Origin of the sequence: Archangium sp., assembly GCF_036389735.1 — a bacterium.
Lineage (GTDB): Bacteria > Myxococcota > Myxococcia > Myxococcales > Myxococcaceae > Archangium.
In genome coordinates, this window is record NZ_DASVWK010000451.1 from 1 (window position 1) to 4049 (window position 4049).

Genomic DNA, 4049 nt, shown 5'->3' on the forward strand with positions numbered 1-4049 from the left:
CCCGCGGCCCCGACGCCTTCCAGCTGAAGGCGAAGCCCCGCGAGACCTGGAGGATGGAGGTGCCGGCCGGCTGGAACTGCTGCTCCAGCAGCGTCTCGAGCTGCGCGCCGGTGAGCGTCAGCGTCACCAGGTTGTTGGCGAAGGGCTGGACCGCGAAGACCTCGCCGAAGGTGATGTCCCCGGCGTTGACGTCCGCGCGGACGCCGCCCGGGTTCTGGAAGGCGATGACGGCCCCTCCCAGCCTCGGCTCGCGCGTGGCCGCGAGCATCCCGTCCGCGACGACGTTGCCGAGCGTGGACTCACCCGAGGAGCCCGCCGGCAGCGGACGCACGGGGGCCTTCAGCTCGCTCGGGGTGTGGCCGATGATCCTGTCGCGCAGGGGCGCGGCCTTGGTGACGAGCCTCCGCACCAACGCCTCCACGGAGGTGTTCGCGGTGCCGCGCGTGACGATGACATTGCGCGCGGTCACCTCCACCACGTCGCGCGAGACGGAATCCAGCACCATGTCGATGTCCGTGACGAGGCGCCCGTTGCTGGCCGCGCTGGTGACGCGCTTGCCGTCGATGACGCAGTTGTACGCCTGGTGCGTGTGACCGGAGGCGACCACGTCCACCTCGTCATCGAACCGCTCGACCAGCTCCTTGATGGGGCCGGAGATGCCAGGGCACTCATCATGGAGCCCCGTCGGCAGGCCACCCTCGTGAATGACGACCACGATGGCCTCCACCCCCTGCTGCTTCAGCTCCGGGACCAGGGCATTGACCGTGTCCGCCTCGTCCTGGAAGGTGAGCCCCGCCACGCCGGTCGGGCTGACGATGAGCGGCGTTCCCTCCAGCGTCATGCCGATGAAGGCGACCTTCACGCCCTGGAACTCGCGGATGTCATAGGCCGGGAGCAGGGTCCGCCGGGTGGCCACGTCGGTGAACACGTTGGCCGAGAGGAACTTGAACTTCGCGCCGGGGAAGGACGAGCCCGACTGGCACCCGTCCACCGGGTGGCAGCCACCTGTCTGCATGCGCAGCAGCTCGGCGACGCCGTCGTCGAATTCGTGGTTGCCCACGGCGTTGATGTCCAGCCCCATCAGGTTCATCGCTTCGATGGTGGGCTCGTCGTGGAAGATGCCGGAGATCAGCGGCGAGGCGCCGATCAGATCACCGGCCGACACGACCACCGTGCGCTCGGGGTTCTCCTCCCGCAGCGTCTGGAGGTGGTGGGCCAGGAAGGCCGCGCCGCCGGCGTTCACTTCGACGATGCCCCCATCGCTGCCCCTCGTCCTGATGCGGCCGGTGCTGCCCGAGGGGGCCTCCAGGTTGCCGTGGAAGTCGTTGAAGGCCAGCACCTGCACGTGGATCGGCTGGGGCTTGGGCTGGGGCTTGAGAGCCTTGCCGCATCCCGGATGGAGGACGAGCAGGGCGCCGATGGCGAGCGCTCCAAGGAAGTTGAAAGCGGGAGGGTTCATGGGCGTGGAGCGAACTACTCGATAATCGAGGCGCGCGGAACGGCCTGGACCGCGGGGGCGGGACACGGCATTCGTGGAAGGTTCTGCCCACGCTGGAGCGACCCGACGGAACAGACTCCTCTGTGGAACTAGCGGACACATCGCGGGTGGACGACGTGGAATAGTCAATGCGGCATCTGGCCCGCGGGGAGGGTTTCTCCAGAGCCCGTGGGGATGAAGCTTCACCTCTCAACCCCAGGCGTCCCCCTCGCCGAGGCTTTCTTCAACCGCTGTATCATTACAACGGTTCTGGCTCGTTTCAGTGCGTTCCCGTCTGACATTCGGGGCGCACTGGAGTCGTGGGCGGGCGCTTTCCCCACCGGAGTGCTCCCATGCAACCCATCTCTCCCTGGCCCGTTCTCGCACTGTTGGGATTGCTGACACTTCCAGCCTGCATCGAAATCGCCCCGGAGGGGGCGGAGGACTTCGAGCCAGGCACCGCCGAGGCTTCGCTCATCGACGAACGTCTGGCTTTGGCCGGGTGCAAGCACTGCGCTCCTCCCGACGCGGGCACCGGCACGGATGCGGGGAGCGGGAGCACCGATGCGGGCACGGTCGCCGATGGAGGCGTCTCCTCGGGTTGCCTCGCCGGACCGCTGCTGACGTCCCTGGGCAAGAGCGATGTGCTCGTCGGGGGAAAGATGACCGATGCCGTGGCCGCGCAGGCGCCGTTCGACATCCGCTACATGTACCTCGCGGGTGGGCTGTTCGACACGGTGGAGCCATGCACCTCGTGTTTGAACTGCCGCGCTGGGGCGCTCTCCTGCTCCAACGCGAGCGGCGGGTGTCGCTGGTGGGGTTGCTGGCAGTGGGACCAGCAGGCCCCGGGACAGTACCTGCGCGACTTCCTCCAGACGACGGCCTCCCGGGGACAGCTTCCGATGATCACCTACTACCAACTCCTCCATACCAGCGGCGTGGCGGATGGCACGGCGGTGGTGCTCGCGGCGCAAAACCTCGGTCTCATGCAGCGCTACTTCAATGACTGGCGTTTCGTGCTGAAGCAGATTGGAAGCCGTCCCGCCCTCCTCCACATCGAGCCGGACTTCTGGGCCTACGCGCAATTCCTCACACTGGATCCCCGGCTGCAGCCCGCCGCGGTGGCGTCGGCCAACCCCACCGACTGCGCCACCCAGCCCAACTCGGTGGCCGGCATGGGGCACTGCATGATCGCCATGGCGCGCAAGTACGCCCCCAATGCGAAGGTGGGCCTGCACGCCTCGGCATGGGCCACGAAGCTCGACGTACACCTCAACATCAACCCGCTCCTCAACGTGTCGGTGGAGGCGGGCAAGGTGGCCGACTTCCTGCGCCTGTGCGGCGCCGCCAATGCGGACTTCGTCGTCGTGGAAGCGAGTGACCGTGATGCCCAGTGGTACCAGTTGAAGACGGGGACGAACCACTGGTGGGATACGACCAACACCACGCTGCCCCACTTCCGCCAGGCCTTCACGTGGTCGAAGGCCCTCTCGGAGCGGCTCGGGAAGCCCAACCTGTGGTGGCAGCTCCCGGTAGGCAACATGGCGCTGCCCGGTACCAATGAGAAGTGGCGCGACAATCGCCTCGACTACTTCTTCGACCGCCCGGGGGAGGTCGCCGCCTCGCATGGATTCGGCATGGTCTTTGGCTCGGGCGCCGATGGGCAGACCACTCCCTCCACGGACAACGGTCGCTTCCTCCAGCGGGCGCAGGGGTATTTCGCCAGCGGCGGGCAGACGGCCTGCCGCTAGTGACGGAGCGTTGAGGCCTCAGGCTGGGGCCTTCATCAGCCCCAGCACGTAGGCGTCGTACTCCTCCTTCATCGGGAGGGACTCGTTCACGCGCAGCCGTCGGCGGACGGTGCTCACCTTCTGGCCGCTGCGCGGGTCCACTCCCTCCTTCTCGTACTCCTCCCAGGAGATGCCCGTGCCGCGCCGCTGCCAGAGCGGCAGCTCGTTGAAGTTGATGCCCCGCTGGAAGAGGAGCTCGTTCTTGAAGCCCACCGACTGGCCGTGCAGCGCGCGGGTGGCCTGGGACACACTCTGGCCCTCCTTGCGCAGCGTCCAGTAGCACCAGCCATTCAACGCGCAGCGGGTCGCGTCCGACTGTCTCCAGCGGAAGTAGTCCACCACCGCCTTCTCGTTCACGCCCAGCCACACCCGGCTGTCGAACACCGCCGGCACTCCCGCCACGTGCGTGAAGGTCGCGCTCGCCACGCCCGCCGAGATGGACACCAGCTTCTCCACCTCCCGGTCGTAGAGCGACCACTCCGGCGGAAAGAGCACGGAGATCTCATCGCTCTCCGTGTACGCGTAGAGGCCCTGGAACTCCTCCATCAGCGCCGAGGCGGTGCGCACCATCTGCTCGCGCAGCCTGGGATCGAAGGGCTTCTCATAACGCTCCTCCGTGAGGCGCGAGAAGCCCTTGCCGTCCACCCGCAGCACGCACCACGCCCCGCTCAGCAGCCGCAGCGAGTGGAAGAACTCGCCCTCCCGCATGCGGGCCTCGAAATCATCCGGCTTCATGTCCCTCCCTCCATTCCCTCACGTCGAAGCCGCCCTCCGGGCGGACC

The 4049-nt window shown here is 67.5% G+C and carries 3 protein-coding genes; 1 reads left to right on the plus strand and 2 read right to left on the minus strand.

Going from position 1 to position 4049, the window contains the following annotated elements; all coding sequences use genetic code 11:
• Positions 1-1459: bifunctional metallophosphatase/5'-nucleotidase (locus tag VF794_RS16095; protein ID WP_331111339.1), on the minus strand; the 1459-nt coding region annotated here is incomplete at its 3' end.
• A 371-nt stretch (positions 1460-1830) separates the two neighbouring features.
• On the opposite strand from VF794_RS16095, the gene VF794_RS16100 reads away from it, so the two are divergent.
• Complete coding sequence (locus VF794_RS16100; protein ID WP_331111341.1) at positions 1831-3228, plus strand: hypothetical protein; 1398 nt, start codon at positions 1831-1833, stop codon at positions 3226-3228.
• A gap of 18 nt (positions 3229-3246) precedes the next feature.
• On the opposite strand, the gene VF794_RS16105 is transcribed toward VF794_RS16100, so the two are convergent.
• Positions 3247-4002: a tRNA(His) guanylyltransferase Thg1 family protein gene (locus VF794_RS16105; protein ID WP_331111343.1), complete on the minus strand. Its 756-nt coding sequence runs from the start codon at positions 4000-4002 to the stop codon at positions 3247-3249.
• Positions 4003-4049: the final 47 nt, after the last annotated feature.

Coding starts and splice junctions, on each gene's coding strand:
- VF794_RS16100 (WP_331111341.1), top strand. CDS start 1,831: ATGCAACCCATCTCTCCCTGGCCCGTTCTCGCACTGTTGGGATTGCTG.
- VF794_RS16105 (WP_331111343.1), bottom strand. CDS start 4,002: ATGAAGCCGGATGATTTCGAGGCCCGCATGCGGGAGGGCGAGTTCTTC.